Origin of the sequence: Aliivibrio kagoshimensis (assembly GCF_050337105.1) — a bacterium.
GTDB classification, from domain to species: domain Bacteria; phylum Pseudomonadota; class Gammaproteobacteria; order Enterobacterales; family Vibrionaceae; genus Aliivibrio_A; species Aliivibrio_A kagoshimensis.
Window position 1 is genome coordinate 20,029 of sequence record NZ_JAKJSQ010000013.1, and the last position, 16,862, is coordinate 36,890.

Genomic DNA, 16,862 nt, shown 5'->3' on the forward strand with positions numbered 1-16,862 from the left:
CCATTTTCTTATTCTTTCAGATGCTGTTTTTCTCTATTAGTGTCCTATATTTCCCTGTATTGTACTTTTACCTGCGTCTTTATTTATTACATGGAAGATTTATGAATTCAGTTATCGATACCATTTTAGCTCACCGCTCTATTCGCTCGTTTACTCAAGATCCTATCTCTGCTGAACAATTAGAGACCATCCTTAACGCGGGAATTGCTGCTTCAACCTCCAGTTTACTGCAGGTGAATTCCATTATACGAGTGACGGACCCAATCAAACGTAAAGCATTGGCTGAATTTGCCGGAGGTCAATCTTATGTGGAGAGTGCCGCTGAGTTTTTGGTATTTTGCATCGATTTTCAACGTCATCATGAGATGAATGATCAAATAAAACCCGAATATACTGAGTTAACGATTATCGGTGCTGTGGATGCGGGCATCATGGCGCAGAACTGTATTTTAGCGGCAGAATCAATGGGGTTGGGTGGTGTTTACATAGGCGGATTAAGAAACAGTGCTAAAGAGGTCGATGAGTTACTTGAATTGCCTCAGTACACCGCCGTCTTGTTTGGCATGTGCCTTGGTCACCCGGACCAAAATCCACAAACTAAACCGCGCTTATCTCCAACGGTGATTGTTCATGAAAATCAGTATCAAGCGTTAGATAAAACGGAAGTCGACCGCTATGACAACGAAATGCAGAAATACTACGCTTCTCGCTCTAGTAATCAGAAACAGAGTACTTGGTCAGAACAGATTACTGGAAAGCTCTCTGGGGAGTCTCGTCCACACATTAAAGGCTACTTAAACAGTAAGGGGTTGGCGAAGAAATAACGCCTGTAACTAAGGGCTGATAAACAATCCAGCCCTTACCTTACTATTAATGCTCCATCTTTGTCGCCAGAGCAAAACGGTTCCAAGCATTGATCATAATCACCTGCATCATCACTTGCGCTAACTGCTCTTCGCCAAGCAGCTCCACTCCCTGTTGGTAGCTATCGTCACACAGACCCTGATTTGAGATAAGTGTCATTTCATCGGTTATCGCGAGAATGGCACGCTCTTTCTGATCAAACAGTGGCGACTCTTGCCACGCCGATAAGGCAAACAGTTTCTGTTGTTCAATACCAATTTCTCCCGCTTGGGTCGTATGCATCTGAATGCAATAAGCGCACTGGTTAATCATTGAAGCGCGTATCTTAATCAACTCTTTCAAAGCAGCAGATAGCCCTACCTCTGCAAGGTAATTTTCAATCGATAGCATCGCTGTTAACGCAGCAGGTTCTGTCTTAGCAATATCAATACGTGTGGTCATCGTCTTTCCTTTCCTTCATTAAATAATTCGCTTTATTGCGATGACGGTATTGTGCATAATTTCATTTAATCAATGAATAGCATGTAAAACTGAAATAGTTTTGCATAAAACGCAAAGGTGTATCATGTTAGATTTAATCAAAGTCTTTGATCAAGTGGTAGAGTCAGGCAGCTTCTCTCAAGCAGGTAAAGTGTTGAATATGGCGCCTTCTTCCGTGGCCAGAAATATTGATAACCTAGAAGCGTCAATCAAAACCACTTTATTTAAACGAAGTACCCGGCAGATCATTCTCACTGAAGAGGGTCAATACTTCCATCAGCAATCCATTCATCTGCTTCGCGACACGGAAAAGCTACTCAATGAAATGCGATCTGACAATGATAAACCTGAAGGAATGCTCCGAATTTCTGTATTTGAAAGTTACGGTAACCTCTGCCTTGCGCCGATCATTCCCGAGTTTCTTCAGCGCTATCCAAACATCCAAATTGAGTTAGACCTAAATAACCATATGGTTGATCTCAACAGTGATAATATTGATATCGCCATTCGTATAGGCACGCCTCAAGATAGCGGACTCAAAGCACGCAAATTATTGACTAATTACACCTCTCTGGTCGCCTCTCCGCACTATTTGTCCCAATCCCCCGCCATTGAGCGCCCAGAAGATCTTCAGCAGCATAACTGCTTATTAATCAGCCATGAAAGGCAACGTAATCACTGGTTTCTTAAAAGAGGTCAGATAACAAAAAAAGTATCCGTTAGCGGGAATTTAATCTCAAAGGGCGGCTCTCCGCTGTTAAATGCGGCCCTATTTGGCAGCGGTGTACTGCTGCTGTCTGATTGGATGGTTACCCCCTACCTAGAAAGCAAACAGTTGGTACATCTGCTACCTGAGTGGACCGCAACTCACAGTGAGAGCGGCAGTGGTGATATCTATGCCATCTATAAAAGTTCACACTACCCCAAGCCACATATCCGTGCCTTTTTAGACTTTTTAGTGAGCCAGCAGCGTCTATTTTAATATCCCACCTTGACTATAGTACGATATCGTACCATTATAATGCGATATCGTACTATATGAGAGTAAGAAAGATGAAATCGAGCAGAAGAAATTTTCTAAAAATATTGGGTGGCGGAACTATCTTGGCAGCAACAGGCGCAGGAGCATTCCTTGCCACTCGTACACCGAATAAAGCATTAGCACCATGGGAGATGGCAGGAAAGTATCAAGATGTTAGAAAGTGGGCACTCTCTTATGCCTTATTAGCGCCCAACCCTCATAACCGTCAACCTTGGCAGGTCGACTTATCAACACCCGATCAAGTAACTATCTATCGCGATAAAACCAAAGATCTGCGTCACACCGATCCCATGGCACGTCAGTTAACTATTGGTATGGGCTGTTTCTTGGAGCTACTCTCTCTTGCTGCAAGCAATGTTGACCATAACGTAACCTATAACTTGTTTCCAAATGGCGAAGAGGGACCAATTGCTATCGCTAAGTTCACCAAAGGGGCGCAGGCTGATCCGCTGTTTTCACAAGTGATGAAACGTCGCTCATGCAAAGAGGCTTTTGAAGATAAGCCTGTATCTGCTCAATTGGCTACACAACTCTCCTCTTATGGAAATGTCATTATTAATGCGAAAAAAGTAGCGGAAGTGAAAAAGCTGACGTGGGATGCTTGGTTAGTCGAAGCTGAAACGCCTAGAACGTGGCAAGAGAGTGTCGACTTAATGCGAATAGGTAAAGAGTCTGTTAATACCAACCCTGATGGTATCGATATCAGTGGCGCAAAAATGGAAGTACTTAAACTGATGGGGATTATGAACAAAGAGTCTCTGCTTGACCGCTCGTCCAGCGGCTACCTTGAAGGTGTGAAAATTTATAAGAATATGCTGAATTCAACTCCGGCTTATTGTACGATTACCACCGCCTCTAACTCACGAATTGACCAAATTGATGCGGGAAGACGTTGGATTCGTTTAAACCTTGCAACCACATCACTTGGTTTGGCACTGCACCCAGTTAGCCAATCGCTGCAAGAGTTTCCTGAGATGGCAGAGCACTACCAACATGCACAGCAACTGCTTGCTAAACCTGGACATACCGTTCAAATGTTAGGCCGACTTGGTTTTGGACCAATGACAGCGCAAACACCTCGCTGGCCGTTAGAGGAAAAAATAGTTCATGGATAAACAAGATTTAGGTCTCTATTTTGAGCTGTTCAATGAGATTGGTATTATTGAACAACTGAGCCGTACCTCATTAGAGACGCTACTTCCAAATGGTTTTTTACAGTCGCATTTTTCTGTACTAAACCATTTAATCAGAGTCAGGGATGGTGGTACGCCATTACAAATTGCTAATGCATTCCAAGTACCCAAAACCACCATGACTCACACTTTGGCGATTTTAGAAAAACACAACTTAATTGTAATGCGTGCCAATCCAAAAGATGGCCGAAGCAAGTGTGTTTGGATAACCGATGAGGGAAGAGCATTTAGAGATGAGTCTATCGCTAAACTGAGCCATAGCTTACTCCTTCTGTCAAAGCATATAGACGCTGAAAAAGTTGCGGCACTCTTACCGATTCTTAAAGAGTTGAGAATCTACCTTGATGAGCATCGAGGTAGCTAGAGACCAATATGGTAGCTTTTCAGATAAAAAAATACGCAGCCATTACTGCGTATTTTTTTGTTTGCTCTTAGGTTACTTATCAATCGAAATAATCCGGCGAAAAGTCATCCACTTGAATCGCTATTTGACGTAGTGCTTCTGCTTTTTCTATTTGCATCACTTCATCGTCCGTCAATACATTTGCCTCTTTGGCCAGTATTAACCTGTCACTCAACAACCCTTTACGTGGAATAATTCCATTAGCAGCGGCTTTAACCATCTTCTTTTCTAAAGATCGAATCTCATAGAGTGCGATAAATGCACGTTCCATAATGGCCACAGGATCACTCTCTTTCTCGCCGATGTAACATTGACTGGTTAATCGCTCACGATGCACGCCCGGTGTCATTAGGAGTGTCGCGATTTGGGTACATAATTCATCACCTGGCTCTTTATAGTGAATCCCCAACGGGAAAGTCAGTGTTCGTAACAGACGACCAACCCCTTTGGTTGGGAAGTTATTAAATGCGCCATCGAACGCAATTCCAGCTTGGTGTAAACAGTGTTGCAGTGCATAGTGAACGAACGGCAAGTCCGCTTGATGTCTGCCGTCATCCTCAAAACGTTTTAAAACGGCCGAGGCTAGATAGAGCTGGCTTAGCACATCCCCCAAGCGCGCCGATAACATTTCACGTCGCTTAAGATCCCCACCCAAACTCAGCATCGAGAAATCTGCAGTTACGGCTAGGGCACGACTTATTCTCGATAGCTGACGGTAGTAATCACTGGTTTCGCCACTCATTGGTGAGCGGTTGAAGCGTGATCGGGTAAAAGCATTCGTAATAGAAGAGAGCACATTTTTAACCGCAAACGAAATGTGCTTACTCAATAACTGATCAAATTGCGCTTCACCTTCTGCTTGGTCTGGGTTGGCTGCCGCCTCCATTTCACCAAACACGTAAGGGTGACAACGAGTGGCACCTTGACCAAAGATCATCAAGTTACGGGTGAGTATATTGGCACCTTCTACGGTTATCGCGACTGGAACACCATAATAGAGGTGGCCTAAATAGTTCTTTGGCCCCATCTGAATCGCCTTGCCTGCATGTATATCCATTGAGTCATTAAGAATGGTTCTGCCCATTTCAGTCATATGATATTTTGCAATGGCGGTGACAATTCCTGGCTTTTCTTTCATGTCTAACGACGTTGTCGTCAGGGTACGTGCTGCTTCCAACATGTAGGTAAAGCCCCCTATTCGACCCAGTGCTTTGCCCACACCTTCAAAGCGGCCGATTGACATACCAAACTGTTTTCTAACGTACGAGTAAGCCCCTGTGGTGCGCCCCGTTAAATGACCAATTGCGGTGCCTAATGCTGGCAATGAAATGCCACGACCTGCGGATAAACACTCCACCAACATACGCCAACCTCGGCCAGCGTACTCTTTACCACCGATGATCCAATCGAGCGGAATAAACACATCGTTACCGCGTGTTGGGCCGTTCATAAAGGCAAGGTTAAGGGGATTATGTCGGTCACCAACCTCAACACCTGGGTGATCGGTTGGAATCAATGCACAGGTAATACCCAGCTCTTTCTGATCCCCTAACAACCCTTCTGGATCATTCAATTTAAAGGCTAAACCAAGTACTGTGGAGACAGGAGCAAGGGTGATGTAGCGTTTATTCCACGATACATTAATCCCTAACACTTCTTCCCCTTCATACTCACCGTAACAGACGGTTCCGATATCAGGAATTCCTCCCGCATCAGATCCCGCTTCTGGACCGGTTAATGCAAAACAGGGAACATCCGTACCATCCGCTAATCTTGGTAACCAATACTCTTTCTGCTCTTTGGTACCGTAATGACTTAACAGCTCACCAGGGCCTAACGAATTGGGAACCATCACACTCACTGCTGCACTGATACTGCGCGTCGCAATCTTTGTTACTATGGTTGAGTTCGCTAATGCAGAGAACTCTCTACCACCATACTCTTTCGCAATGATTAGCGAAAAAAAGCGCTCATTTCGCAAGTAGCTCCACACTTCTGGAGTCAGATCTTTATCGTTTTGCACTATCTGATGATCATCTAACATCACCAACAGTGTCTCTAATTCATTATCAATAAAGTGCTGCTCTTCATCGCTCAATTTTGGCTTTGGGTACTGATGCAACACACTCCAGTCTGGATTCCCTGAGAACAGTTGCCCGTCCCACCAAACACTGCCCGCTTCCATCGCCTCTCGCTCGGTAGCAGATAGAGGAGGGAGTAGTTCCTTAAACATTTTAAATGTTGGATCACTGACAAAACGTTTTCGTAGAGTGGACATGTTCCTTTCCTTTTAATTCAATAATTCATTTGTCGTTATTAGGTTAATGCTGCATTAAGGTGCTGAAACACCTGCAGATAAGTAAGGGATCAAAAAATCTATCATTGTTTCAGTATCTACTTTCCCACCAAAATCATTTTCAGCGATCTCTGTTAACGCCACACTTGAAGCCATCGAAAAGATGGTGGTACCCAGTGTGAAGTGCAATCGCCAGAAGAGCGTTTGTGGATCGAGGTTTGGATTGGCTCGAAAGACCGCTTGGGTAAAGTAGGAGAATACATTGGCGTATCGACTAGTAATAAACCAACGTAGATGTCCCTGCACATCGGTATAACCGCGACCAATGAGCTGCATAAACATCGCTGCTCCTTTAGGTTTAAAGGTATCGAGCTCTAATAAAGGTTTTTTGATGCTTTGAAACACATCAAACATTGAAAATTGATCTTGGGCAAGCAGACGCTCTAGCTCTACTTCCAACTTGGGCATGAACTCATCTAAGTATTGCGCTAGTACCGCTCTAACCAATGTTTTTTTATCACCGAAGTGGTAATTCACTGATGCTAAATTTACCTCAGCTTTGCTAGTGATGCTTCTTAGTGACGTATCATTAAAGCCATGCTCCGCAAACAATGTCTCTGCCGCATCGATGATTTTTTTCTTTGTTCTGCCTTTTTCTGACATTTTCAATCAACCGTATTAAACACTTGTTTGAAACTTTACAATCCATTAACAGAATTAACAAGTGATCGACATCATGAAATTAAGAAAGAATTAATAAAATCAGTTAAGATCTTGTTTTAAGTGATTATTTATATTTAATTACAAAAAATATTAGTTAGAGGGGAACCAAATAGTGGGAGCGAGGTCATAGTAATACACTGCTTTTTCTTGATGAAAATTCAAGAGACCCGCTCACTATATAGTTAGCGGGTTTTTCTTTATCTAAAGGGGAGTACATTTCAGTTCTTATTTCAACCTTTTCAAGACTTCCATAAGCAGTAAGATTCTTGGTTCAATTGAGTTGAGGATGAGATACTCTTTATCACTATGAAAACCCGCGCCCATCGGTCCAAACCCGTCAAGTGTTGTTGCACCAACATCCGCGGTAAAGTTACCATCAGATCCCCCCCCTGCATCTTCCCAACCATGAACAATCGATAACTTATCAGCCTCTTCACTTACAAGAGTAATCAGATCCTGCGTCTTCGCCGTTGGGATCATGGCTGGTTTAAATGCCAATCGTGAAACCGTCACACTGGCACCTTGCTCAAAAGGTTGTTCCGCCATTTGATTTAATTTTTCATGAATGGCCGCGGCTTCTTCATTATTCCAAAAACGGAGATCAACAATCGCTTTGGCGTAATCTGGTACGACATTGACCGCTAGCCCCCCTTCTATCACACCAACATTCATTGTGGTGCCACTTTCAAGATTGACCATGTCTTTAATGGCTAATGACCAATGGCTCAATTCATAAATGGCTGATACCCCTTCAGCAAGGGCCGAACCAGCGTGGGAGGCTACCCCATGAAATTCTATCTGATACTTGGCATTCCCTTTACGCGAACGAATTAAATTACCGGTTGGTCTTGAGGCTTCACAGACTAAAACTTGACGACTTCGCCTAGCAAAAGATTGTATCCACTCTTTAGAGTATATTGAGCCTATCTCCTCATCACAATTGAGCAGAACCAGTATATTAAGGCCATTTCGGGTCTCTTCTTCTAAACTCTTCAATGCGTACCAAGCACTTAAAATGCCTGATTTCATATCCGTTACACCAGGCCCATAGGCATGTTTGTCATCCACACTCATTGGACGCTTCTCTGCAGTCCCTTCTAAGAACACGGTGTCCATATGGCCACTCAACATCACATCATAAAGCGTTGCGTTGGGGTTGTTGCTGATTTCAAGACAAGGACCCGCTTCAGGATGAAGTTGGTGACGCTTTACGGTAAAGCCTATCTGCTGATACAGAGTAGTGATAATATCAGCAACTGTTGCGATACCTTGTGGGGTATAACTGCCGCAATCAACATTGACGAGCGTTTCTAGGTTAGAGAGGTATTCGTTAAGATCAAACTGCAGAGCCATAATGCTCTCCTTAATCAAGCTATGAGTGATGAGTATCACTGGAGGAGGCAATAAAATGACACAAGCTAGGGGAGTCAGATCTGATGTAAATCAGATAATCAGTAACTATCTATAAATTGAATTTCCAATGATATTTTCACCTCCCTAACATTTATTTCTGTTTTATTGGAACCTATTGTAAATCGACGAGTCCTACTAAGAGTAACCGATAGCGAATTCCTTAATTTAGCAAGGCCGCCAAATTGTTTTTTATCTATCTGTTCAAACACTCTTTTTCATAGCCCTATGTTCTTTTTTAACCCAAACTTATTGTTTGGGTTTTTTTTTGCCTAACGAACAAATGGGTCATATTCGACCCATTTATCGCTAATACCTTGTTTTCATTTTAATTCATAAAATAAGTCGTAACCAAGTAACGACAAAAGGTCTGATAATTCACATTACTGCGCCATTTATATGTAATAAGTTTACATTTGTAGCAAATATTTCACCGTTAATTTTCCTCGTTGAATAATTGATCGTCCTTTACAATCCTTTGCAGAAACAGAAAACCTACAGAGTGATAATCTCTCACACGCCTACTACTACGTAAGCTGTAATCCACGATATTAAAGGAATGATTGATAATGAGTCCTGAACAATACCTAAATGATTGGCAAACTAGCCAGGCATCTGCCGAAGCCATGTCTCCATTACTTGGCATTCTCTACAGAGAATATGGCGTTGAGCTGTCACTATTTGGACGTCAGCTTGTTAACGCATCGACCATCGATCTCATCAAAGCTCACCGAGTAGCTCGCCGTTTTACTGGCGAGAATTTATCTCCAGAGCAAACGCTTGCATTAGTAAAAGTTTTGGTTCAAAAGAGCTTGTCACCATGTCGTTTAGATATTGGTCAATTAAGCTGGAGCTACTGGAAAGACAATACCGACGAAGAAGGCATAGAAGCTTTCATTAACAGTGAGCTTTCTGAAGTCATTGACAGCCAAAAAACCGTTGAGCCAAGAGATGTCGTTCTTTACGGTTTCGGTCGTATCGGTCGCCTCCTGGCTCGTATCCTCATTGAAAAAAGTGGACCCGGTTATCCGCTTCGCTTAAAAGGTATTGTGGTACGTGGTGGTAAGAAAGGTGATTTAGCTAAACGTGCTAGCCTTCTGCGTCGTGACTCAATTCATGGTCCATTTAACGGCAGTATTACTATTAACGAAGAGCGTAAAGCAATCATCGCTAATGGTAACTACATTCAAATGATCTACGCAAACTCACCTTCTGACATCGATTACACTGAGTTTGATATCCATAACGCACTTGTTGTTGATAACACGGGTATCTGGCGTGACCGCGATAGCCTTGGTCAGCACTTAGCAGCAAAAGGAACTGAAAAAGTCCTTCTTACTGCTCCTGGTAAAGGCGACCTGAAGAACATTGTATTTGGTGTAAATGATTCTGATATTAAACAAGATGATCATATCATCTCAGCCGCAAGCTGTACCACCAATGCGATCACTCCAATACTGAAAGCAATGAACGATAAGTATGGTATTGAGTCTGGTCACATAGAAACTGTTCACTCATTCACCAATGATCAGAACTTGATTGATAACTTCCACTCTGGCGACCGTCGTGGCCGTTCTGCTGCATTGAACATGGTATTAACTGAAACAGGTGCTGCAAAAGCCGTATCTAAAGCTCTACCAGAACTTGCTGGTAAGCTAACGGGCAACGCCATTCGTGTTCCTACACCAAATGTATCAATGGCTATTGCTAACTTGAATCTGACTAAAGAAGTCGATAAAGAGACGCTAAATGCTTACCTACAAGATATGGCGCTTTATTCACCAATGTCTGGTCAGATTGATTACACGCAGTCGACTGAACTTGTCTCTACTGATTTAGTCGGTACGCGTTTTGCGGGTGTTGTTGATAGCTCAGCCACCATCGCTGAAGGACAACGTTGTGTTCTTTATATCTGGTACGATAACGAATTTGGTTACAGCTGCCAGGTTGTTCACTGTATGGAGCAGATGTTAGACGTACGTTACAAACAGTACCCTAGCGCTCATGAAGTGTAGATAAACCACATAGACAAAAGCCCCGCTCTATCACTAGAACGGGGCTTTTTTGTTATTGCTTTTTTCCGTTTATTTAACCGCTTTCGGCAACGATAAATTCAGTAGTATGTAACCCATAACAGCAGCGGTTGTTGACCCTATCAATATGCCCAGTCGAGCTAAGGTATCAAACTGCGCCGCGGTATCCCCAAAAGCAAGTGATGAGATAAATATCGACATCGTAAAGCCGATACCACATAACACCGAAACCGCAAAGATATGTTTAAAGTTAACCCCTTCTGGTAGGTGTGCTACACCTAACTTCACTGCAATCCAGCTGAATGAGAAGATACCCAGAGGTTTGCCCAGTAACAGACCTAATGCAACACCTAACGGCAGCATTGATGTCACATCAGACATTGAGATACCCTCAAGCGATATTCCCGCATTGGCAAACGCGAAGACTGGAAGAATGAAAAAGGCAACGTAAGGGTGCAACGCATGCTCAATTTTCTTCAGTGGTGACGCTTCACCTTTTTTCCCTCTAAGTGGTATCGCAAAACCAATCACAACACCTGCTAACGTCGCATGAACACCTGATTGCAAAACGCTGAACCAAAGTATAAGGCCGACGACCACATACCAAGAGATTTTGGTAACCTCTTTCATATTCATCATGAACAGTGCAGCTGTCGCTACAAACGCAACGGCAAGCGCAGACGTTGAAATATCGCTGCTGTAGAAAAAGGCAATAATAACAATAACACCCAGGTCATCGATGATAGCCAGTGCCAGTAAAAACACTTTTAAACTCACAGGTACACGCTTTCCTAGAAGCGCCATAATACCAAGTGCAAAGGCAATATCTGTTGCCGCAGGAATCGCCCAACCGCCAAGTGCATCCATGTTTGCAAAATTAAACAGCACATAAACAAGTGCCGGTGCCAGCATGCCACCGACTGCGGCGATCGCTGGGAATATAGCAGTCTCTTTAGATTTTAGAGCCCCTTCAAGTAACTCTCTTTTTACTTCAAGTCCGATAAGTAAGAAGAAGATAACCATTAAGCCATCGTTAACCCAGTGCAATATAGACAAGCCACCAACATAGGTATGCAAGAAAGAGTCGTAAAATGGGTATAGTGCAGAGTTAGCAGTCAGCATCGCAATAGCCGCAGCAATCACAAGCATGATCCCACCTGCAGATTCTAATTTGAAAAAATCGCGAAAAACGTCACTCATGGCTCATCCTTTAAAATTATTATTTTGATCACTCATCTGATTAACTAGTGATATAAATCAATATTAGTCACTAATTGAAAAAAGGAATAATCGATTGTTTAGATATGATACCTCGGTAAAACCGAGGTATTTGAGGATATAGTTAGGTATAGCCGTTCTTTATTCGGCGGCTGACGAGAAGCTAGATTGAGAAAAAGGTCAGTAACCTACTAATTCCATGAAACCTTTTGCTGTATGACTGCCTGATGCCCTAATAGGCCCTTCCCAGTATTCGACCAAAAAAGGTAACCACTGTTCTTCTCTTACCGGTTCCGTAATTAAATTGATTTCATGCCCTTTTATTTGAATTTTCCACCGAAGAGGTAACTCTTTTCCATTCTCAAGTTGAGTGTCAGACAAAGGGTTTAGAACAATGTCGTCACGATTTAACACTACCTGTGTACCATCAGGTGACATGATAGAACCAAAGAAGTACGGCAACTGGTTTTCATGGCGGTATTGTGCAACCATCAGCGCTCTTCCATCATCCAAATGGAAAGAGAACCAATCCCACCCCTGCTGCTCTTTAACAAAGAGATCCGTAGACCATTCTCTATCAAGCCAGCCATCTCCAGCCACTTTAAAGACCTTATCTCCTAAGTTTAGGGTGCCACGAACTTTGACAAATGGGGTGCTAAAGTAGTGAGAGGCGATCGGCAACTGATCATGTTTTTTGCTGTAGCCTTTATCACCTTGTAGGAATTCAGGCCCCTCTTTTCTGACCGCGAGATTGAGTTGAAAATCGTCGTTACCCGCCAGTATATTGCCAGGAAAAGGGGTTTGACCTATGCCTTGCCAAGACCAGTCATCTATCCAAGCTCTAAATGGCTGGCCACTCACTCCTGCTTGGCCGATACCCCCTCGAGCAATACGTTGAGCCGTCCAACGTTGATTCTCGGAGGTAATGACAACATGCGCCATATAAATTTGTGGGTTTCTCCAACCTCTTGCTTTTCGATCATCTGTAGCTAACCGAAACAGTGTCCACTGGGCAGCAAACTCCTCACCCGATTCAGCCACTAAAGTGGCATTAAAATACCACCACTCGTTTTGATAATCCGGGTGTTCATCATAGTCTTTTGGTAACACGATCTCTGTATCAGGTAAGACTGGCTCAAAGATAAACGAAGATTGCTTAGAAATAAGCACATTCATACTGTCAGAGTTATCGCGCTCGACACTCTCTTTTAACTGCAGTAGTGACAACAGCACACCAATGACCACAATAATCAGCCAAATGAGTTTAGTCGTGCGTTGTTGTTTTTGTTTAGTCATAAACGTCAATACTGTCCGTTAAAGTGAGTTACGAAGTGAATTCATTGGTGGTCTCTTAACCATTCTCCATACCGGCCAAGCTCCTGCAATAATCAGTGAAACTAAGGTCCATGAGAAGGTCAATATATATTCCAAAGGAAATAGCGTCATCTCCATCGTCCAGCCGAAAGAGTATTTCATCACGACATCAATAAGGAGTTGAGCTAACACTAAACCCAATGGTAACGCGATCATGGTGGTGATTAACCCAATCACCAGTAACTGAAGACCAGCAAGCATCACGAGTTCTGCACTGGTTAATCCTAAACACCGCAGTAAAGCAAACTGCTTCTGTCTTGATATTTCACCCGCTAACGTAGCAAAAAATAGACCACATACCGCGATAAACAGGGTCAAGGTACCTAATGTATCAGTGACCACAAAGGTACGATCAAACACTCGCATCGCTTGAGCATGAATGCTGCTGTTATCATAGACTCGCTCATAAGATAAACGGAATAACCTGGTTACTCTTGATAACAGATCGGTTCTATCCACGCCCTCTTTCAGGGTTACCCCTAATCCGATACTGCCTTTACCAGTAAAGGTATTTAACCAGTTATTGTGTGATAACAATAACTGTTTGTACGGGTTTCCGTAATCGTAATAGACCCCAACGACTTTCCAACCGCCGCCCATAGGAGCAGGGAAAGAGAGATTATCTCCAGGTTTTAACTTCAGCTTCAGGGCCATCGATTCACTGATCATTACCCCTTTTTTGTAGTGAAAATTATACCAATAGTCAGGAATCGTCACCTTTAACGCAAGTGCTCTGTTTTCCCCTTCACTACGACCGATACTCATGACCTGCAACTTACCTTTATCGGTTGGCATCGCGACATGCCACTGCTGCCACACTTCATCCACCTCAGGTTGCTTAAGAAGCCATGCGTTAATACGACCCGCTGAACTGGTGGTCGGTTTAATGTAGATATCCGCTGCTAGTCGTTGAGTTAACCAACTGTCTGTAGTGGTTCTAAAGCTGCCTACCATTGTCTCTATGCCGATGTTAGACGCGAGGGCAAGCATAAACGCCATCGCAGCCACCCCACGGTAACTCATGCTGTTAGAAGCATCCGCAAAGAACCACCTCACTTTTGTACCCGGCAGTGATAACGACAGCAGCTTAAACAGATTACTAATAAGAAATGGCGTGATAAGGCCAACACTGATCAACAGCAGAGCAATAAGGACAAAACCCGCTTCTTGATCATGAGGTCGCTGATATACCGCGACCGCCGCCACAGTACAAATACAGGCTACAAATGCTTGCCAACCGTACTCTCTACCTGCTGAGCGCACCAAAGAGAGGCGAGACGATAGACGTATAGGTGCGGTGCGTAATAGTCTGACCATCGGCCAACCACAGGCTAAAATACAGCCGGATGCCGCCATCAATAAGCTTTGATAGCCCCACTCCCAACACCAAACAAGATCAAGGTCGACATTGGCGTTATACAGTTCGTTCAAGCTCACTGACACACTTGGCATTAAACTTTGTGCCAACAGTAATCCAATTAAGTTGCCACTGGCCCAGCCAATAAGCACCCAGCAGACAATCTCAAGCAGTAATGCTCGAGTGATTTGAAAAGTACTGACTCCTATCTGTCTTAAAGCCCCAACTAAAGGTTGTCGTTGTACAAAAGAGAGTGACATCGCTTGATAGAAGATAAATAATCCGACCACATAAGCCAGCATTCCCATCGCTAACAAGTTCATATGAAAGGCGCGAGTCAAGGATTGCAATTCGGTCTGTCGATATTCGTTCAGACTCAAACCTCTCGGTAAGCTAGTCTTTAAACGCAGTAATTTTTGATCCGACATCGCGCTACAGCCAATCAGAGTGAAGCCTCTCTCTTTACTGATGGCTTGCACCAGAGCGATATCAGCGACCAGTCGAGAACTGTTTAATAATTGATTACTGTCAACCTTAATAGGCCCCAAGCGGCTACTATTCTCTAACGTCAAATAATCCCCTTCAGAGAGATTAAGGTAACTGGCGAGTTCTTGTCCTATCATGATGGGGTAAGGCGGCTGCATAATAGTTAGCACATCGAGCCTTTCTGTCGTTTGATTCGACATGGCACCAATCATCGCCAGCGGATCAATACCAACTAAGGTTAGATCAACACCGGAATCGGTCTCTAATGAGTAACTATCAATGGGGACACACTCAGTGAACCCAGAGCGTCTTAATTGAACATAAAAGCCTTGTGGTACTTTCATGCCTGCTTGAGTGGTTTTAATTCGAAAAGGGAGTGGGTTTGAAAAGATTTTTTCGCCTTTGCTGTAACTCTCTTTAGCATGTTGATTGACGGCTAAAACGCCAACCAAAAGAGAAACGCCTAAGGTTAAGCCTAACCAAACAAGGAGTATCTGCAGTGGATGTCTTCGATAATGAGCTAAAAGCGCTTTAATTACCGGAAACAACATTCAACTGGCCCCCTTGTAATCGAATGCGACCCTCTAAGTGGTTCGCGACAGATTCACTGTGCGTCACCAATAAAAGGCTACAGTTAAAATCTCTTGCAAGGGTCGTCAGTAAACGCATGACCGCTTCGGCATTTTTCTCATCTAAGCTGCCTGTTGGCTCATCGGCTAACAGTAACTTAGGTTCCATATACAGGGCTCTGGCAATCGCGGCACGCTGCTGCTGTCCCCCAGAGATCTCTTCAGGAAAGCGGCTTAGTAACGGCATTAAATCGAGGGCTGAGATGATCTGTCGCCACAACGATTCGTTTTCAGGTAGGCCGCGAAGCTCTCTACAAAAACGGATATTATCAGCCACACTCAAGGTGGGTAATAAATTGAACTGTTGAAAGATTAATCCGATGTTATTTCTTCGATATGCCGTACTTTGGCGCTGAGAAGCCTGATGTAAAGCAAACTCGCCAAACCAGAGTTCTCCGGAATCAGCACTATCAAGACCTGCAATAAGGTTAAGCAAGGTACTTTTTCCTGAACCACTCTCTCCCATCAACGCCGTCTGACAGCCTTGTTGTAGTGTTAATTCAGCGCCTTGAAGAACAGGATGAAATTCCCCTCCATCAAGAAAGCCTTTATTCAGGTCATGCAGTCGTAACATCGTCCCTCTTTGCTTTCGCGTAAAAATCCGTTTAAAAACGTGACGCAGAATCTACAGCAATATCACGTTTTGAGGAAGTACTTTAGTCGTGGTAAAAATATAGCATTACATTTTTACTATTATTTGTTAGTTAAATATGGCATCTCTGCAAGTTGTGAGGCGATGTTGTTAGGATGGATAACATACTCACCATGATATTTAACGATGGATTTATAATCGGATTGTTTGTGCATTAAAATACCAGCCTCAGTCGCCATCTGTAGAAACTGCTGATGATCGCCTCTCACATAACAACTTATTGGCGCGACTAGTAACTCATCGGTAAAAACGGTAGCTAACTGTTTACTGCAAAAAACCAATGAGTTCTCACCGTCTGAGTCAAACCTTATTTTCCCCGACAGCTCTTCATCAATCTCAGCGATCCAATCTTGTGCTTCTAAGCCGTGGATTAATGCTTCAAAGTCTGACTCAGTCAACGGGACTCTTTCACTCTCTAGTGGCGTTACTCGAGCATAGAGGTCAGAAATACGCATAAACGTATTTAATAAGTCTGAAGACGCGCCTTTAGTTCTTCCCTGTTTCTGCCACTTCATAAGGTCAGGTACGACGCAGCGATCAAATTGATGAGTTTTTAACGCTTTCGTCACCCAGTGAACCAAAAAATGAGTTTCACTCAGTGCATTTTTAGGCACTCTGCCGCAATTCTGTTGTTCTCTCATCTCTTTCAAAGATTGATTAACAACGTGTTGAATTTCTTGATAGTAAACTGATGACATCTAT

Annotated in this window: 14 protein-coding genes; 5 read left to right on the top strand and 9 right to left on the bottom strand. The window is 43.4% G+C overall.

Going from position 1 to position 16,862, the window contains the following annotated elements; genetic code table 11:
* Positions 1-101: 101 nt before the first annotated feature.
* On the top strand, positions 102-824 hold the full coding sequence (nfsA, locus tag L4C32_RS06570) for an oxygen-insensitive NADPH nitroreductase (protein WP_428196069.1): 723 nt from the start codon (positions 102-104) through the stop codon (positions 822-824).
* 46 nt (positions 825-870) lie between these two features.
* On the opposite strand, the gene L4C32_RS06575 is transcribed toward nfsA, so the two are convergent.
* Positions 871-1,305 (bottom strand): carboxymuconolactone decarboxylase family protein, encoded by a 435-nt coding sequence (locus tag L4C32_RS06575; RefSeq protein WP_428196070.1) that lies wholly within the window; start codon positions 1,303-1,305, stop codon positions 871-873.
* 124 nt (positions 1,306-1,429) lie between these two features.
* Between L4C32_RS06575 and L4C32_RS06580 the strand changes: the two genes are divergently transcribed.
* The 3 genes from L4C32_RS06580 to L4C32_RS06590 all read left to right on the top strand — a co-directional run bounded on the left by L4C32_RS06580 (position 1,430) and on the right by L4C32_RS06590 (position 3,943).
* The gene (locus L4C32_RS06580) at positions 1,430-2,326 is read left to right on the top strand and encodes a LysR family transcriptional regulator (protein WP_428196071.1); all 897 of its coding nucleotides are present in this window, start codon (positions 1,430-1,432) and stop codon (positions 2,324-2,326) included.
* 71 nt (positions 2,327-2,397) lie between these two features.
* Positions 2,398-3,501 (top strand): Acg family FMN-binding oxidoreductase, encoded by a 1,104-nt coding sequence (locus L4C32_RS06585; RefSeq protein ID WP_428196072.1) that lies wholly within the window; start codon positions 2,398-2,400, stop codon positions 3,499-3,501.
* Positions 3,494-3,943: a MarR family winged helix-turn-helix transcriptional regulator gene (locus L4C32_RS06590; RefSeq protein WP_428196073.1), complete on the top strand. Its 450-nt coding sequence runs from the start codon at positions 3,494-3,496 to the stop codon at positions 3,941-3,943. Before L4C32_RS06585 ends, L4C32_RS06590 begins: the two co-directional genes overlap by 8 nt.
* A gap of 79 nt (positions 3,944-4,022) precedes the next feature.
* On the opposite strand, the gene L4C32_RS06595 is transcribed toward L4C32_RS06590, so the two are convergent.
* The 3 genes from L4C32_RS06595 to L4C32_RS06605 form a co-directional block, all read right to left on the bottom strand.
* The gene (locus L4C32_RS06595; protein WP_428196074.1) at positions 4,023-6,260 is read right to left on the bottom strand and encodes an acyl-CoA dehydrogenase; all 2,238 of its coding nucleotides are present in this window, start codon (positions 6,258-6,260) and stop codon (positions 4,023-4,025) included.
* A gap of 54 nt (positions 6,261-6,314) precedes the next feature.
* Complete coding sequence (psrA, locus tag L4C32_RS06600; RefSeq protein WP_428196075.1) at positions 6,315-6,941, bottom strand: TetR family transcriptional repressor PsrA; 627 nt, start codon at positions 6,939-6,941, stop codon at positions 6,315-6,317.
* A 285-nt stretch (positions 6,942-7,226) separates the two neighbouring features.
* A complete protein-coding gene (locus L4C32_RS06605) occupies positions 7,227-8,354 on the bottom strand; it encodes a M20 family metallopeptidase (RefSeq protein ID WP_428196076.1) in 1,128 nt (375 codons plus the stop codon).
* A 626-nt stretch (positions 8,355-8,980) separates the two neighbouring features.
* Here L4C32_RS06605 and L4C32_RS06610 point away from each other — a divergent pair.
* Positions 8,981-10,426: a glyceraldehyde-3-phosphate dehydrogenase gene (locus tag L4C32_RS06610; RefSeq protein ID WP_428196077.1), complete on the top strand. Its 1,446-nt coding sequence runs from the start codon at positions 8,981-8,983 to the stop codon at positions 10,424-10,426.
* Between the two features lie 69 nt (positions 10,427-10,495).
* Here L4C32_RS06610 and nhaA read toward each other — a convergent pair whose 3' ends face one another.
* From nhaA to L4C32_RS06635, 5 genes are all read right to left on the bottom strand, one after another.
* Positions 10,496-11,644 (bottom strand): Na+/H+ antiporter NhaA, encoded by a 1,149-nt coding sequence (gene nhaA / locus L4C32_RS06615; protein ID WP_428196078.1) that lies wholly within the window; start codon positions 11,642-11,644, stop codon positions 10,496-10,498.
* Positions 11,645-11,842: 198 nt separating this feature from the next.
* Positions 11,843-12,958, bottom strand: coding sequence for a lipocalin-like domain-containing protein (locus tag L4C32_RS06620; RefSeq protein ID WP_428196079.1), 1,116 nt, complete (start codon positions 12,956-12,958; stop codon positions 11,843-11,845).
* Between the two features lie 18 nt (positions 12,959-12,976).
* Positions 12,977-15,430, bottom strand: a complete 2,454-nt coding sequence (locus tag L4C32_RS06625) for an ABC transporter permease (protein ID WP_428196080.1) — start codon at positions 15,428-15,430, stop codon at positions 12,977-12,979.
* Positions 15,411-16,082, bottom strand: a complete 672-nt coding sequence (locus L4C32_RS06630) for an ABC transporter ATP-binding protein (protein ID WP_428196081.1) — start codon at positions 16,080-16,082, stop codon at positions 15,411-15,413. Before L4C32_RS06630 ends, L4C32_RS06625 begins: the two co-directional genes overlap by 20 nt.
* Before the next feature lie 119 nt (positions 16,083-16,201).
* Positions 16,202-16,858 (bottom strand): DUF2913 family protein, encoded by a 657-nt coding sequence (locus L4C32_RS06635; RefSeq protein ID WP_428196082.1) that lies wholly within the window; start codon positions 16,856-16,858, stop codon positions 16,202-16,204.
* Between the last annotated feature and the right edge of the window lie 4 nt (positions 16,859-16,862).

Coding starts and splice junctions, on each gene's coding strand:
- L4C32_RS06585 (WP_428196072.1), top strand. CDS start 2,398: ATGAAATCGAGCAGAAGAAATTTTCTAAAAATATTGGGTGGCGGAACT.
- nfsA (WP_428196069.1), top strand. CDS start 102: ATGAATTCAGTTATCGATACCATTTTAGCTCACCGCTCTATTCGCTCG.
- psrA (WP_428196075.1), bottom strand. CDS start 6,941: ATGTCAGAAAAAGGCAGAACAAAGAAAAAAATCATCGATGCGGCAGAG.
- L4C32_RS06605 (WP_428196076.1), bottom strand. CDS start 8,354: ATGGCTCTGCAGTTTGATCTTAACGAATACCTCTCTAACCTAGAAACG.
- L4C32_RS06620 (WP_428196079.1), bottom strand. CDS start 12,958: ATGACTAAACAAAAACAACAACGCACGACTAAACTCATTTGGCTGATT.
- L4C32_RS06630 (WP_428196081.1), bottom strand. CDS start 16,082: ATGTTACGACTGCATGACCTGAATAAAGGCTTTCTTGATGGAGGGGAA.
- nhaA (WP_428196078.1), bottom strand. CDS start 11,644: ATGAGTGACGTTTTTCGCGATTTTTTCAAATTAGAATCTGCAGGTGGG.
- L4C32_RS06580 (WP_428196071.1), top strand. CDS start 1,430: ATGTTAGATTTAATCAAAGTCTTTGATCAAGTGGTAGAGTCAGGCAGC.
- L4C32_RS06590 (WP_428196073.1), top strand. CDS start 3,494: ATGGATAAACAAGATTTAGGTCTCTATTTTGAGCTGTTCAATGAGATT.
- L4C32_RS06610 (WP_428196077.1), top strand. CDS start 8,981: ATGAGTCCTGAACAATACCTAAATGATTGGCAAACTAGCCAGGCATCT.
- L4C32_RS06635 (WP_428196082.1), bottom strand. CDS start 16,858: ATGTCATCAGTTTACTATCAAGAAATTCAACACGTTGTTAATCAATCT.
- L4C32_RS06575 (WP_428196070.1), bottom strand. CDS start 1,305: ATGACCACACGTATTGATATTGCTAAGACAGAACCTGCTGCGTTAACA.
- L4C32_RS06595 (WP_428196074.1), bottom strand. CDS start 6,260: ATGTCCACTCTACGAAAACGTTTTGTCAGTGATCCAACATTTAAAATG.
- L4C32_RS06625 (WP_428196080.1), bottom strand. CDS start 15,430: ATGTTGTTTCCGGTAATTAAAGCGCTTTTAGCTCATTATCGAAGACAT.